The following is a 13,697-nucleotide window of genomic DNA, read 5'->3' as shown; positions in this document are numbered from 1 at the left end:
AATATAGTCTAACTTTTTGGGGGCAGATCAGAATTTTTCACTGCACTTTATTATTTACTCATCATCTTGTAAGAAGTGATAAATTGGCACAATGGCAGCGCCGATGGAAATATCTTCAAATTTTATCTTTGATGCGCTCAGTTGCGCTGAGGTGCGGTTGATGTTTTGTAGTTGTTCTGCATTTTTAACGTAATTAATCAGTTGGTTGATTAAGATTTGAGGCAACATTCCGGTTAGGGCGATGACTTTGGGGTCAAGCCACGCAATGGCGGAGAGAATGAGAGACAGCACTTGGGGCTGGCTATGTGCTAGCCAAGTTTTTACCGCGGTGTTGTCTAATAAGTTTGTTTGATGATTATCTTCGCCAAGTTTTTCGGTGAGATCTTTCCAACTTGGTCTAGGCGAGTTATAGGGGAATAATAAGCCGATTTCTCCCGCATTACCAAACCCACCACGGATCAGTTTACCTTGTGAAATAATGCCTGCGCCAATACCAAAATCAAGGCTGATAACTACCATATCGTCAATATCATTCCATAAACCTGAATAATATTCACCTAAGGCTACGGTGTTGATGTTGTTTTCAATATAACAAGGGTAGCCCAATTTTTCGCTCAATACTGTGGCTAAATTAGGAATATTTTGTAATAAAGGAAACCAAGGGGAGGAAATCGATTTGTCTTCCAAGAGATAGCCAGAAAGGGAGAAACCAATACCAAGGATTTTGGCTTCAGACAAAAATTTCTTTTCAAGCAATTGCGTAACAGCACTATGAATTTTTTGGCATAATTCATCAAATTGTACGATATTGTCATATACATAGCGTTCATTCGCAATTTTATTACCAACAAAATCCACAATCGCCAGCTGAAATGCGTGATCAGAAAAGGTAACCCCAATAGAGCAACAGGCGTTGGGATTTAAGGTTAAATGAAAAGAAGGCGTTCCCCGTTTTTTTACCATTTTTTCCGTTTCTTTGATTAAGCCAAGAAACAAGAGTTTGCGACAATATTGTGTTACTGCCCCTGCGGTTAAGCCTGATAATGTACTGAGTTCCTTGCGTGAAGGGGCATATTGGCGAATGAGGCGTAATAACAATTTTTCGCTAGATTTTAAATTGAATACGGAATTATCTTTTTTCATTTTTCTATCTTTATGAAATAAAAGCCTCACTTTGGCGATCAGAGAGGCTTCTCAGTCAATTTTACCTTAATTTACACAGATAAAAGTGCGGTATTATTTTAACGCATTTTCAACAGCTTGATAAAAATCAGCCATTTTACATAAACCTTGCGCATTGGTTGGGCAATCTTCTAGCTGTAAGGTAATACGATTTGGTGGATTAGTCAAAGTGAGTTTCGTGCCATTACGTAATTGATCAATGGTTTGATAAACGTATTCTACTTTCATAAAGGCTTCGCCACTTGGCGAGACCCATTTTTCAAAGGCAACTTTGCCACTAATTGGTGTCGTTTCCAGTTGATCGGGCAGGTGGTAAGGTTTTACTTTTAATAATGGTAAGAGCGAACCAACATTAGAATCGTGTCCGACCAACAATACGACCTTGGCATTGCGTGCGTTTTCAATATAAGGGTGTTGGTAACCGTAGTCTTTAAAACTATTTTGAATAAAGGTGAGCAGCGGCGTGGCTGCTTCTTTTGCCATTATTTGCGTGCCGAATAATAATTGGTTGTAGCGTTCTTTGATATCAACAATTTTTTTCCAATCTTGTTGATTATTAATGCGACCCCAAGCCACATCTTTAGCAGGAAAGCCTTCATAATATTGCAGTAGGAAGCTATCAGCTGCCCCTGTTCCATCGCGTAATGCACCTGTGGTTTTCGGTTCTTTTCCTTGAGTGAAGGTGAGGGTATTAGGTTCTTGGTCTAAATTACATAAGAGTTTTTCTTGGCATAAGGGGGATTGTGTTTGATTTAACGTTTGTGCAAGGGCGTTGAAATTACTTTGTAGATGTGCGTTTAGCTGAGCAAATCCTCCTTTACCGACTAATTCATCGACTGCGTTGCGGGCTTTTTGCTCAAAGGTTTTATCTACTTTACTGCGAATCACTGGGTTAAAGGTGTTATCCATCGTGTTATATTTGCCAAGATAATTCACTCTAATGGCGCAATGGGAATATGCTCCTTTAGCAAAACTTACCCCTGTATCAATGGTGCGCGGGCGAGCGTTGGTGTAAATAAAGAGATCATCTTTCGGGCATTGTGATGACAGAATGCCAGTTTGTTGCAACCATTCAGACCAGTAAGCCGCGAATAATTTTTCTAATCTTGCCCCTTTGGCAGTGAGATAGCCTGTTTTATCTTGCCATTTCACCCATTGATAGGGCGTGGCTTGAGATAAAATGCTGTCTTTTCCCACTAAGGGTGTGCGAATACCGTGTCGGCTAAAAATCACGATTTTTTCTAATTGTAGCGCTTCTGCTTGGTGATTGTCTGGCACATTAGGCGCCGCATTAAGATTTGTGGCATAAAACAATGTGCTGCTAAGTAAACTAAGGCTTAAGGTGAGCTTTTTCATAGAATGTCCTCCAAGATTAGGATAGAAAGGAAAGGGTATTATTGGCACGAAATGCCCTAAAAATTGCAAAATTTTTAACCGCACTTTTGCACTAACAATATTAAATCTAACTTGCTTTTGTTGGAACAATAATCAAAAAAAGAGAGAAAAAATGAGTTAAGGCAGAACCTTAACTCATCAACAATGTTATTTGGCGATCACTTCTTTGGTGAAATCTGCAATCGCGGCTTTGCTCCAATCTAATGGGAAGAATGGTATATCCGCTTCGCCGACTTCCGCATTTAATGGACGAATACCAAAATGAGCGGCTAATTTTTGTTGGGTTTCTGGGGAGACTAGCCAGTTGGCGAACACCAAACTTGCTGCTGGGTGTGGCGCATTTTGTGCGACAACGACGACATTCCCACCGCCCGGCATACCAAATTTTGGCACATAGAATTTCAATCTTGGGGTAACCGCACCTTGTTTTTGTAAGCTAAATAAATGATCTTGCCACGCAGAAACAATATCTAATTCCCCATCATTTAAGCGTGTTAAGCTATCTGCGTTAGAGGCGGTACGAACCATATTTTGTTTGTTTTGGTTAAACCAATCCCAGGTGCTTTGCCAGTTTTTCGTTTGAGCAGCATCAAATGGCGTGTTTTGATAATCATATTGACCGCTTACATTAAGTAAGGCTTGGAAAATAAATGCTTTACCTGAAGCCCCTCCATTTGGATCGGCATAACCAAATTTTTTCGGGTGAGTTTGAATGTAGGTAACGGTTTCTTGCCAACTTTGTGGTAATTGATCTTCTGAAACCCGTAATGGATCATAAGCAAAGCCTGTTTGATTGCCCCAAAATCCCATTGCTTGATTGTCAAATTTTACCCCTTGTAAGGCGTGGTTAGCTTGGGCGAAATTTGGCAATTTATCGAGATTTCTTAATACCTCATTTTTCTGCACAATCGGGTAGTTATCCGCCGCAATGGCGATCACATCCATTTTGCCTTTGCTTAGTGATTTTTCAGCAATGAGCTTGTTCATATTGCCATCTAGTGTTCCTTCTGGGATTTTCACTTTGATGCCATAGGTTTTTTCAAAATCTTTGACAAAAAGACGGAATTGCGGTTGTAAATACCACACGCTAAAGGTTACCGAGCCTTCTTGTTTAGCTTGCGCTACAATCTCTTCCCAACTTTTTTGGCTGAGATCTTGGGAAGCCGGAACGGACAGGGCGGTGGTTAGCCCTAAACTGATTAATGCGGTTTTGATAAGACGAGTTTTCATCATTGTTTCTCCTCTGGTGGAAATCAGGCTTTGCCTGTGGATTGTGATAAATAGTTACCTTTCAATAAACGCTCGATAATGAGTAACAAGATAACATTCGGAATTAATAAGATAATCGATACCACGGCGGCATTTGGGCGAATGAAAGAGTAGCCCAAGAAAGAATAAAGTATGGTTGGCACGGTGATAAAATCTGGCGAACCGATGACAAAAGAAATACTAAATTCCTCAATACTTTTCACTAAACAGAAAATAATGGAGGCTAAAAATGCGGGCTTAAGCATCGGCAGATACACATCTTTAAAGGTGGTGAATTTTGACGCACCAAGATCACGGCTGGCATCAATCAAATCTTGCGGAACGGAAGAAAATCCTGAAGACAAAATGCGAATCGCGTAAGGCAATGTCATTACCGTATGCCCGATAATAATGCCGATCATTGGATTGCTAATGTTGAGCTGAATTAACACCGCACTAAAGAATAGCGCAATGATCATTCCAGGGATCACCAAAGGAATTAAGGTAATAAGTTCGGCAATTTTTTTACCACGAAACTCCATTCGTCCAAAGGCATAAGCTGTTGGTAAGGCAAGCGTGATGGCGATTAAAGAAACAATCGGCGCAATGGTATAGCTATTCAACATTGCTTCTTTCAGGGCGGTGTTTTCCCACACATAATGCCAACGCTCAAAAGACAGCACAGGTGGGAAAATATCTGGATAGCTCCAAGGATGTTGTGGATCAACAAGCGACCATAATCCTGCCATTAGGAACGGCAAAACGAGCCAAACAAAATTGACTACCACAAAAAAGATCAGCACAATGCGGTTGATTAAACGTGTGTTTTTGCTTTGTATTTTGTTCATTTTACCGCTCCTCGTTTAACAGATAATGGACGAATAATCAGCGTGATTAAAATTGACGCGAGTGCAGAGGTGAGCATAATCACCATCGCTAACACCGCACTTTGATTCCATTCTTCAAATTCATAGGCGCTCATTTGCATAAAGCGAGCTAGCGAATAGGTATCACGTGGGCCGGCAATGCTATAAAAGGCGAAATCCCCTAATGCGCCGATAAAAATCAAAATAAAGGAAACTTGTACCGCACCCAGTGTGAGAGGGAAGATCACATAAATAAAACGCTGCCAACTGTTTGAACCCAGATTTGACGCCGCATCAAAGAGATCGCTTTTCAGAGAATTCACCGCACCGCCAACAAGAATTAAGGCGAATGGAATATTTTTCCACATTTGCAAAATCACAATTCCCCAACCAAAGCTGTCATTTTGCAAGGATTTTGGTTGTTCCCAAATGCCTAACCAAACTAAGGTTTCATTAAGAATACCGTGGTAGGAAATCATATTCATAAATAAGAATGCCGCCACTAATCCCGGCACAAGCATTGGCATACGGAAAAAGGTAACGATAAATTCTTTGCCCTTAATCGGATTGCGTAACCATAATGCAATGGGGTAAGCCACTAAAATGGAAAATACCGCACCCAGAAAAGAAACCCGCACCGAATACCAAAATGATTTATGAAAGATAGGGTTGCTTAACACTTCTTGCCAATAATCAAACGTGAAGTGGGACGGTTCGCCATACATATTCTGTAATCCAAAGCTTTGTGCAACCACTAAATAAAAGGTCGAACCCATTAATAATAAAATGGTGCCAAGCCCTGTTCCAAGCAGTAGCCAGGCTTTGAGATCTTGTTTTAAGGATTTCATACCGCCTCCAAGAAACGAATGGCATCACGAGCAAGGGTGAAATGTAATTGTTCTGACTGATTTAATAACGGTGAAAACTTGGTTAATTGCAACCGCACTTTTTCATTTGGCAAGCCAGAGGTAACCAAGCCTTGCACTTCAGTCATATTCCCCATAAAGGCGGTTTGTAGAACCTTGACACTAAATTTATTTTCTACATTGCTATCAGCTTCACAAGGGATCGCATCTTCAGGACGGAAACAAATATAAATATTCTCAGCCACAGGTTTATGTGCCGATTGCACAACGAATTTGCCCCATAAGGAATCCACCTGATAGAGATCCTCTTGCCAGTGTTTTACGTTTGCTTTGGTGATGTTTGCGACACCAATGAAATCAGCAATAAAGCGGTTGTTCGGTTGATAATAAATTTCTTGCGGTGTTCCCACTTGCTCAATTGATCCCTTATTTAGCACGATAATTTTATCTGACATTGACAAGGCTTCCGCCTGATCGTGGGTAACATAAATACTGGTCAGATTATATTGATGAGAAAGTTGCTTAATTTCAAAGCGTACGCTTTCACGCAGTTTGGCATCAAGATTAGAGAGCGGTTCATCGAATAAAATCACATCAGGACGGGTAACCATTGCACGGGCAAGGGCAACACGCTGTTGCTGACCACCTGAAAGCTCAGAAGGTAATTTTAGCTTCTGGGTTTCTAAATCCATTTGTTTTAATGCCACATTTAAGCGTGAGATTTGTTCATCAATAGGAATTTTCTTTTGTTTCAAGCCATAACAAATATTGTGAGAAACATTTAAGTGAGGAAAAAGCGCATAGGATTGAAAACACATTGCGGTATTCCGTTTTTCTGGTGGAATGTCATTGACTTGACGATCGCCAATGACAATTTCCCCCTCATCGGCACGGTGAAAGCCTGCAATTAATTTAAGCAAAGAGGTTTTTCCGCAGCCACTAGGACCGAGTAGCGTAACGAATTCCCCTTCTTCAGCAGTAAAAGAGATGTTATTTGCTGCATAGAAATCACCAAATTTTTTGGTGATATTGCGTAATTCTAGTTTTGCCATAATCGATTTCTCCTCGATGATAATTTCGTGAATACTCTAAACTAGAAGATAAAGCGCGATCAATTACAATTTAAAAAATAAACTCATTTAAGTTTGTTTTTGTGAGTTTGATCACGAAAATTAGATATTTTCTCCCTTTGGTTGTAATAGTGTTTGCGTGATATTTCTATTGTCTCTAAAATGAGTTTAGTTTTTAAATTGAATGTAAGAGAGAGGTTAAAAATGGCATTTGAATTTAATGTAACAGAGAAAGGAATCATTCTCGCAAATAGCCACCGTGGTTATAGTGCCAAGTATCCAGAAAATACAATGCCTGCCTTTATTGGCGCATTAGAAGCGGGGACACATAGCATTGAACTGGATATTGCAATGACAAAAGATGAAAAAATTGTGGTTATTCACGATTTTTCTATTGAACGTGTTTCTAATGGTGAAGGATATGTGGAACAAATGACACTTGCTGAATTACAGCAGTATGATTTCGGTGAGAAATTTTCCCCCGCTTTCAAAGGCACGCATATTGTAGAGTTAGAAACCGTTTTAAAATGGGCGCAAGAAAATAATGTAGGGTTAATTGTAGAAGCTAAACAACGTCGCAATCATCAGCGTTTTGCGGAAGTCTTAGCTGAGATTTTGCAACGTACCAATACAGTGGATCAAATTTTATTATTAGGCTTTGATCACGTTTTAATTAATAAAGTGAAAGCCTTATTGCCAGCCTTGCGGTTGCAAGTGGTTACCCTCGCACGCTATAACGATCAGCTCAGTGCGGTGTTGGGATCAAACGCCAGCAGTGTTTGCGTGGAATACCACTATGTTGGCAAAGAAGATTTAATTGCCTACAAAAAAGCAGGGCTGTCAGTGAGAATGTATCTGCACGAATCCAAAGAAATCCCCGTGTTAGAAATGTACAATCAAAAATACGGCTATGATACAGAAAGCGAAATTATCCAATGGCTACGCGAGGGATTAATCGATATGCTCAGCCACGATGATATTCCGTATCTTAAATCATTAATTGAAAAAGCGGGGAAAGTGCCTTATTGATGTTCTGAATTATAAGAAAAAGTGCGGTGGAATTTTTCAAAATTTTCCACCGCACTTTTATTTTAAGACTTTGTTTTTCTGTTAAGCATTGGTAATTGCTACGGCTTCACGTACTAAACGGCCGATTTCTTCCCAGTTATGGCTGTTGATAAGGGATTTTTCTACGAACCAAGAACCGCCGCAAGCCACTACGTTTGGAATGGCGAGATAGTCTTTAATGTTGTTTACGCTGATTCCGCCCGTTGGCATAATTTGTAATTGTGCATAAGGGCCAAGTAAGGCTTTGATCATTTTTGCGCCGCCTGAGGCTTCGGCAGGGAAGAATTTCACTGCGGTTATGCCTAATTCTAATGCCGCTTCAATAGACATTGGGTTGTTCACTCCCGGCATTACAGGAATATCCAACTCTTGGCAAAGCTTCACGATTTTCGGGTTAAAGCCTGGGGTAACAATGCAATCTGCGCCTGCATTTTTCGCTTGTACCACTTGTTCGCTGGTTAGCACCGTGCCAGCAGCGATTAAGATAGAAGGGTTATGCTGGCGGATTAAGCGGATTGCTTCTTCCGCTGCGGCTGAGCGGAAAGTGATTTCCACCACTGGTAAGTCGTTGCTGGCTAAGGTTTCCGCAAGGGGAAGAATATCCTGTGCGTTATCTAAGGCGATCACGGGGATCACTTTTAATTGGCGAAGTTTTTCAATAATTTGCGCTGTGTTCATTGCTTATTCCTCAGTTAAATTGATCAATTAGGTGTGCGGTGGCGTTTTTGTCAATAATCGCCCCTTTATGCTGAATGACGATGCCTGCGACTTGGTTGCCTTGTTGGCTGCATTGTTGCGGTAATTTATCACGCAAATAGCCGTTTAAAAAGCCTGCGTTGAAGGCATCGCCTGCAGAGGTGGTATCCACCACGTTAGTTACAGGTGTGGTGGCAACATTTTGCTGGTTGCCTTGTTCATCGCAGAATAATGCGCCTTCTTTACCTTGCTTCAGGACAATATTTTTTACCCCAAGTTGTTTTAAACGTTGTATTGATTGTGCAGGTTGTTCATCTCCCCAGAGTGCTTGTTCATCATCAAAGGTAACTAATGCAAGATGAATGCACGGATAAAGTGCGGTGTAAATTTCTTGTGTTTTTTGTACGGATTCCCAAAGTTTTGGGCGGTAGTTACTGTCAAAAGCAATTTTTACCCCTTGTTTAGCCAGTTGTTGAAGCTGGTTAATGAGGGTATTACGATCTGCATCAGGCAAAATCGCAAGAGAGATTCCGCTCAAATAAATCATATCCATTTCAGCAAGGTTGTTTTGTACTTGAGGATACTCAGGGTGTTGGAGTAAATAACGTGCGGCAGATTCAGAACGCCAGTAAAGGAAAGTGCGTTCGCCAAATTTATCTAACTGGATTAAATAAAGCCCCGCTTGGCGTGAGGGATCAATCAGCACATTTTCCGTATGAATGTGATCTTGTTGCCAATGTTGGATCATTTGTTGGCTGAGTTTGTCATTACCCATTGCGGAAATATAGTGAACTTCGATGTCGTGAGGGGAACTAATGCGAGAGAGATAAGTGGCGGTGTTTAAGGTATCACCTCCATAGGTTTGCCACATATTCCCGAATGGTTCACCGTTGAGTTCGATCATACATTCGCCGATAATTGCAATTTTTTTCACTGTTTCCCCCTTTAATTAAAGTGAGTGAAATAAGCGTTATTATAAGTTTATTATGGTCTTCATTCAATAAAAATGAAATATTGTTTTGCTTTTTCTTCTTTTCAAAAATATTGCTTGTGTTAATATTATTTTGATAATTTTTGATTGATATGTAGAGGCACTATGGAAAAAGATACTCAACCCGATGTTGTATCATCAGTATTGAAGGTTTTTGGTATTGTTGATGCATTAAGCGAACAAAAAGAAATTGGTGTAACAGATCTTGCTCAACGTCTGATGATGTCAAAAAGTACGATATACCGTTTTTTGCAAACAATGAAAGGGCTAGGTATTGTTTCACAAGAAGGCGAAACAGATAAATATCGTTTGACCCTAAAATTATTTGAACTGAGTGCAAGAGCATTAGAATATGTCGATCTGATTGACTTGGCTAATAAAGAAATGGAAGTGATTTCAAAGCAAACAGGCGAAACCTTACATTTAGGCGCATTAGATGGAAATGAAATAGTTTATTTGCATAAAATTGATTCTACATATAATTTAAGAATGTATTCACGAGTCGGGAGAAGAAACCCTTCTTATAGTACAGCTATTGGTAAGGTATTATTATCTGCATTACCAGAAACTGAGGTAGAAACATTATTGAAGAATGTAGAATTTGTCCCCCATACCACGCATACCCTTAAAAATATTGACGAATTAAAACAAGAGTTAGTTGGCGTTAGACAAAAATATTATGCAGAAGATAATGAAGAACAAGAATTAGGTTTGCGTTGCGTTGCTGCACCTATTTATGATCGTTTTGGTCATACCATTGCAGCAATTTCTATTTCCATTCCTGTAGTGCGTTTTGAGCAAGAGAATTTTACTCAGTTAGTCGAGTTATTACATCAAGCAGGCAGAAATGTGTCTAAACAGTTAGGTTATCAGCATTATCCAGTAGCGGAATAGCATTGCAAAATTGGTTAAGGCGGATTATTCCGCCTTATTTTTTGCTAATTTATCCTTCGCATAAAACTGTTGCATAGAAAAGTGCGGTGGTTTTTTTGTTATTTTTTCTCTTTATTGGAAAGATAAAGAGAGAGTTTTGATGAAAATGTCGTTACTCCTTTTCGTAGTAAATTATTTTTGCCTCGAGTGGAACGCCCACAAAGCCATTCTATGATCTTCATTCGTCCATTCTGCTGTTGTAAACAGGCTTGTTGGAACGGCAAATTGGGGTATTGTTGATGCTGAAATTGGGCGATAATTTCTTGGGTTGCTTGTGTGCCAATAATGCGTAAATTAATCGCTGGGATTTGAATATCATAATCCTGTTTTTCAATGGCAAGTGGCTGTTCGGCAGTTTGCCAGAAATGAATCTTTTGACCTGCATAAAGTAATAAAATAAAAGGACGCAGCGACCACAACCCACTTGCCGCACCGCTGTAAGGATCAACCAGTCGCCTATCTGTTTCAAAGAGTCCTTGGGTAACATTGCCTTGTTGAATAGCGTGCTGTTGAATAAAAAAATGGGTGAGTTGAGATAGGATACGTTTTCCTTGTCCATTCGTTTTTTCTTGCTGAATCATTGTGCTGATTAACGCCGTCGGTGCAGCAAAACGGTAAGGCAGGCTACGACCAAAAAAAGCAAAGCCTTGTGGCGCGAATAAATAATGAAAATCTTGACAAAATTGCACCGCACTTTGTTGAATAAAAGTGCGGTCAAAATCTGGAGCGATTTGATCGAGCCAAAATAACCCATAGTGAAAGCCCCAAGAATTGTAGTAATCGAAATTACCTTTTTCGCCATCCCTAAACCAGCCATTGCCAACATAAAATTCTTTAATGCGTTGATAGCGTTCTTGATTGATTTCATCAATGCCAGCAAGATCTTTGACGACCAATTGCACTAATAAGATAAACAAATGCCAGTTATTGTCCACCGTTTGCACGTGATTGATTTGACGTAGCCAATCAATAATCTGTTGCTGTTGTGAAGCGTTGTAGTGTTGCCAAATATGGGCTTTACTCAGCCAAAGGGCAAGGGCGAAATCAGCACTTTCGCAGATTGTTTGCTGAAAACTTTTTAACTTTCCCCAGTAACCTGAATGATTGGGATTGGTTGCATTGAGAAAACCCGTTGATAAAGCCTGTTGAACTTGCTGAAAAAGGGGATGAGAGGGATCTGACTGATAGTGTAAATAGGCGGCTAACAGAGGATAATTGCGTGCCGCCCCTTCAATAGAATCAGAAACCATTCCTTGTTCTGATGGATAACCGTGATAATCGGCACGGGCATAGTCATCATTGGCATAATGAAAAAAGGAGCGAATAAAATATTCAACCAGTAATTCAAACTTTTCTTGTGAAAAAGTGGAATCTTGCGTAAATGCCTGTTTTAGCTGTTTATCAATAAGAGGATCGGTTTTGCTAAAGCAGGCTTTTCGTTTTATTGAACGCTGCAATCTTTCCTTAAAGGCTCGCCAATAATCCTGAAATTGGGGATGTTCGTGAGCTAAATAAGGTCGTTCAGTAAAGCGAATTTTGGGATCTGTTGTCATTTATTTGCTCCTATATACTCTCACTGAAGACACAAATAGCTTCAGTGAGAGCAATTAGCAACGATTAAGCTTTTGGTGTAGCACAGCTTTCAAGTTGCTTTTTCATTTTTTTCGTTGGGCCAGTAATGAACTCCACTGGACGCCAAGAATCACCGGTTTTTTCTAACCAAGGCAATAATTCTTCTTTGATCAGTTTTTGTACCAATTCAGGATTGCTATCTGCAATATTCTTCATTTGGTATGGATCTGCCACATTATCAAAGAGTTTATATTTCAATGGTTCGCCATCTTGACGATCAACTTCTAATGTGTGAGTTTTGGTACGCACGCCACGTCTTCCGAAAGAAGGTTGACCATAAGGAACAAAGAGATAGAGCTGAGAAGTTGGGCTAACCCCTTTGTCGTGTAGCACTTGTTCTGCCAAGCTCACCCCTTCCACACTATCTGGAATGCTATCTTTGAAGCCAAGAAGATCTAAGATGGTTGGATAAATATCTGGCGCAGACATTAAGCTTTCATTCACACCCGCAGGGATTTTGCCCGGTAAGCGGAACATCATTGGCACGCGCATTGATTCTTCATAAATATTATTTTTGGTTGGTGCACCGTGAGACCCCATACAACAACCGTGGTCAGAGAAGAACACTACTAAGGTGTTGTCTGCCAGGCCTTGTTTGTCAAGTTCGGCAAGAATGCGGCCAAATTGGTCATCAACCCCTGAAACCATCGCCAAGTATTCTTTGAAATATTGCGGACCGTAGCCTTCTTGATATTTTTTATCCCAATCGACATTTGGGCGTGTGTTGAGTTCTTTAGAACTTTGCGGATACATATCAAGATATTTTTGTGGCACTTGATCATAAGGGGAATGAGGTGGGTTCATTGAAACCACTAAGGCGAACGGTTTGCTTGGATCGCGATATTGATTACCTTCATTGCGAAGATATTTAATCGCCATATCCGCTTCGTGTTCAGGCCCCCATTGATCTACGTATTCTGGGTATTCACGCGGTGTGTCATTGCCCCAGTACATTGGTTTTAAGTGTAAATCATAAGTGCCGTAAGAATACCAGAAATCAAAACCGTGGCGGCGATCTGGTGGTGTCCAATCATTCCAATAGCGTCCTTCCATTGGGTTGTTGTAGCTCTTAATGTACGGTTCTTGTGGCACGTCCAAATGCCATTTACCAATGTAACCTAATGAATAGCCTTCATCTTTTAATACATCAGACCAACATTTCGCATAAGGTGAAAGTTCAATTCCCACTTTACCGCCGTAGTCGTGGGTATTACCTGTTACCCCATTGTGTAGCGGATATTTACCTGTCATAAACATACCGCGGAATGGTGAACAAAGGGGATAGTTTGACGCCATTTGATCCATCACTTTAGCCGTTTTAGCAAAAGCATCTAAATGCGGAGTGATGGCGGGATCTTGATGTTTAAACCCTTGCGCCATTGCACGCATTTCATCTGGGAATACGATTAATAGGTTCAGTGGTGGGTTGTTGGATTTTTTGGCTGAATCTTTAGCATTATTATTGGCGACTGCATTTACCGCAGTGGTTGACAGCGCTGCTGCCGCACCGGTTGTCGCAACACCTTTAATAAAATTACGACGTGAAATACTCATTGATTACTCCTTATCTTTGACTTAGTTGCACTTTGCGCTACTTCTTAATAAACAAAGTGCGGTTATTTTTTCATAAAAAAATCCTAATCTCCACATTTTAAAACATCGTTTTAGAAAAAATATTTTATTTTGTGAATTAGATCACAGATTTCGATTTTTGTATTTTTTTCTTTTGATTGCGTTCGTTATAATCCGC

Annotated in this window: 12 protein-coding genes; 2 read left to right on the top strand and 10 right to left on the bottom strand. The window is 40.2% G+C overall.

The window, feature by feature from the left end:
• Positions 1-54: 54 nt before the first annotated feature.
• The 6 genes from L5B76_RS08515 to L5B76_RS08490 all read right to left on the bottom strand — a co-directional run bounded on the left by L5B76_RS08515 (position 55) and on the right by L5B76_RS08490 (position 6,609).
• Positions 55-1,143, bottom strand: a complete 1,089-nt coding sequence (locus L5B76_RS08515) for an ROK family protein (protein ID WP_265755063.1) — start codon at positions 1,141-1,143, stop codon at positions 55-57.
• A gap of 93 nt (positions 1,144-1,236) precedes the next feature.
• Positions 1,237-2,538: a histidine-type phosphatase gene (locus L5B76_RS08510; protein ID WP_265755062.1), complete on the bottom strand. Its 1,302-nt coding sequence runs from the start codon at positions 2,536-2,538 to the stop codon at positions 1,237-1,239.
• A gap of 186 nt (positions 2,539-2,724) precedes the next feature.
• Complete coding sequence (locus L5B76_RS08505; RefSeq protein WP_265755543.1) at positions 2,725-3,807, bottom strand: extracellular solute-binding protein; 1,083 nt, start codon at positions 3,805-3,807, stop codon at positions 2,725-2,727.
• A gap of 23 nt (positions 3,808-3,830) precedes the next feature.
• Entirely contained in the window at positions 3,831-4,673 is an 843-nt protein-coding gene (locus tag L5B76_RS08500) for an ABC transporter permease (protein WP_021461276.1), read from the bottom strand.
• Positions 4,670-5,539 (bottom strand): ABC transporter permease, encoded by an 870-nt coding sequence (locus tag L5B76_RS08495; RefSeq protein ID WP_265755060.1) that lies wholly within the window; start codon positions 5,537-5,539, stop codon positions 4,670-4,672. Before L5B76_RS08495 ends, L5B76_RS08500 begins: the two co-directional genes overlap by 4 nt.
• A complete protein-coding gene (locus L5B76_RS08490) occupies positions 5,536-6,609 on the bottom strand; it encodes an ABC transporter ATP-binding protein (protein ID WP_265755059.1) in 1,074 nt (357 codons plus the stop codon). The genes L5B76_RS08495 and L5B76_RS08490 overlap by 4 nt, the downstream gene beginning before the upstream one ends.
• A gap of 222 nt (positions 6,610-6,831) precedes the next feature.
• Between L5B76_RS08490 and L5B76_RS08485 the strand changes: the two genes are divergently transcribed.
• Entirely contained in the window at positions 6,832-7,656 is an 825-nt protein-coding gene (locus L5B76_RS08485) for a glycerophosphodiester phosphodiesterase (RefSeq protein ID WP_265755057.1), read from the top strand.
• Positions 7,657-7,737: 81 nt separating this feature from the next.
• Here L5B76_RS08485 and L5B76_RS08480 read toward each other — a convergent pair whose 3' ends face one another.
• Both L5B76_RS08480 and L5B76_RS08475 read right to left on the bottom strand, forming a co-directional pair.
• Positions 7,738-8,373: a bifunctional 4-hydroxy-2-oxoglutarate aldolase/2-dehydro-3-deoxy-phosphogluconate aldolase gene (locus L5B76_RS08480; protein WP_265755055.1), complete on the bottom strand. Its 636-nt coding sequence runs from the start codon at positions 8,371-8,373 to the stop codon at positions 7,738-7,740.
• A gap of 10 nt (positions 8,374-8,383) precedes the next feature.
• Complete coding sequence (locus L5B76_RS08475) at positions 8,384-9,325, bottom strand: sugar kinase (RefSeq protein WP_265755053.1); 942 nt, start codon at positions 9,323-9,325, stop codon at positions 8,384-8,386.
• A gap of 162 nt (positions 9,326-9,487) precedes the next feature.
• On the opposite strand from L5B76_RS08475, the gene kdgR reads away from it, so the two are divergent.
• On the top strand, positions 9,488-10,276 hold the full coding sequence (gene kdgR, locus L5B76_RS08470; RefSeq protein WP_265755051.1) for a DNA-binding transcriptional regulator KdgR: 789 nt from the start codon (positions 9,488-9,490) through the stop codon (positions 10,274-10,276).
• Between the two features lie 98 nt (positions 10,277-10,374).
• Here kdgR and L5B76_RS08465 read toward each other — a convergent pair whose 3' ends face one another.
• Together L5B76_RS08465 and L5B76_RS08460 are read right to left on the bottom strand one after the other, a co-directional pair.
• Positions 10,375-11,868 carry a DUF2264 domain-containing protein gene (locus L5B76_RS08465; RefSeq protein WP_265755050.1) on the bottom strand — a complete coding sequence of 498 codons (1,494 nt, stop codon included), beginning with the start codon at positions 11,866-11,868 and terminating at the stop codon, positions 10,375-10,377.
• Positions 11,869-11,932: 64 nt separating this feature from the next.
• Positions 11,933-13,501: a sulfatase family protein gene (locus tag L5B76_RS08460; RefSeq protein ID WP_265755049.1), complete on the bottom strand. Its 1,569-nt coding sequence runs from the start codon at positions 13,499-13,501 to the stop codon at positions 11,933-11,935.
• Positions 13,502-13,697 lie beyond the last annotated feature (196 nt).

Origin of the sequence: Avibacterium sp. 21-594, from assembly GCF_026226815.1 — a bacterium.
In the GTDB taxonomy this organism is placed as follows: Bacteria; Pseudomonadota; Gammaproteobacteria; order Enterobacterales; family Pasteurellaceae; genus Avibacterium; species Avibacterium avium.
The sequence above is the reverse complement of the archived record's forward strand: the minus strand, read 5'-3'. Positions and strand labels throughout refer to the sequence as shown.

Coding starts and splice junctions, on each gene's coding strand:
- L5B76_RS08515 (WP_265755063.1), bottom strand. CDS start 1,143: ATGAAAAAAGATAATTCCGTATTCAATTTAAAATCTAGCGAAAAATTG.
- L5B76_RS08510 (WP_265755062.1), bottom strand. CDS start 2,538: ATGAAAAAGCTCACCTTAAGCCTTAGTTTACTTAGCAGCACATTGTTT.
- L5B76_RS08505 (WP_265755543.1), bottom strand. CDS start 3,807: ATGAAAACTCGTCTTATCAAAACCGCATTAATCAGTTTAGGGCTAACC.
- L5B76_RS08500 (WP_021461276.1), bottom strand. CDS start 4,673: ATGAACAAAATACAAAGCAAAAACACACGTTTAATCAACCGCATTGTG.
- L5B76_RS08495 (WP_265755060.1), bottom strand. CDS start 5,539: ATGAAATCCTTAAAACAAGATCTCAAAGCCTGGCTACTGCTTGGAACA.
- L5B76_RS08490 (WP_265755059.1), bottom strand. CDS start 6,609: ATGGCAAAACTAGAATTACGCAATATCACCAAAAAATTTGGTGATTTC.
- L5B76_RS08485 (WP_265755057.1), top strand. CDS start 6,832: ATGGCATTTGAATTTAATGTAACAGAGAAAGGAATCATTCTCGCAAAT.
- L5B76_RS08480 (WP_265755055.1), bottom strand. CDS start 8,373: ATGAACACAGCGCAAATTATTGAAAAACTTCGCCAATTAAAAGTGATC.
- kdgR (WP_265755051.1), top strand. CDS start 9,488: ATGGAAAAAGATACTCAACCCGATGTTGTATCATCAGTATTGAAGGTT.
- L5B76_RS08465 (WP_265755050.1), bottom strand. CDS start 11,868: ATGACAACAGATCCCAAAATTCGCTTTACTGAACGACCTTATTTAGCT.
- L5B76_RS08460 (WP_265755049.1), bottom strand. CDS start 13,501: ATGAGTATTTCACGTCGTAATTTTATTAAAGGTGTTGCGACAACCGGT.